1 protein-coding gene is annotated in these 384 nt (G+C 58.0%); it reads right to left on the reverse strand.

The window, feature by feature from the left end:
• Window positions 1–7 precede the first annotated feature (7 nt).
• Window positions 8–384, reverse strand: a 377-nt coding sequence (locus KP705_RS19015) for a Tn3 family transposase (RefSeq protein WP_215765437.1), incomplete at its 5' end; no start/stop codon positions are given.

Consider the following 384-nt stretch of genomic DNA (forward strand, 5'->3'; position numbering starts at 1 on the left):
GGGCTGCTCAGGGCTGCTCATCGACATTCCAGCGATAGTCMCCTGTCAGAGAGATATGCTCCCAGCCGAGGGGTGCAATATGCCGCGCCAGGTCATCGGAAATGCCGAGCGTTGCGATGGCAGACTGAAGATAGCGCGTATTCCATAGGATAACCGCTGCCACCAGCTGGTTTAAACCTGACGCTCGATAAGCCTGATTTTCAAAACGCCGATCCCGCAGTTCACCAAGCTGGTTGAAGAAGAGCGCCCGAGCCAGCGCATTCCGGGCTGCTCCCTTGTTGAGCCCTGCCTGGGTTCGCCTGCGCAAATCCAGAACCTGTATCCAGTCGAGCATCAAAACCGACCGCTCGATCCGGCCAACTTCACGCAAGGCCACAGCCAGAC

Source organism: Gluconobacter sp. P1D12_c, from assembly GCF_018812105.1.
GTDB lineage: Bacteria > Pseudomonadota > Alphaproteobacteria > Acetobacterales > Acetobacteraceae > Gluconobacter > Gluconobacter oxydans_A.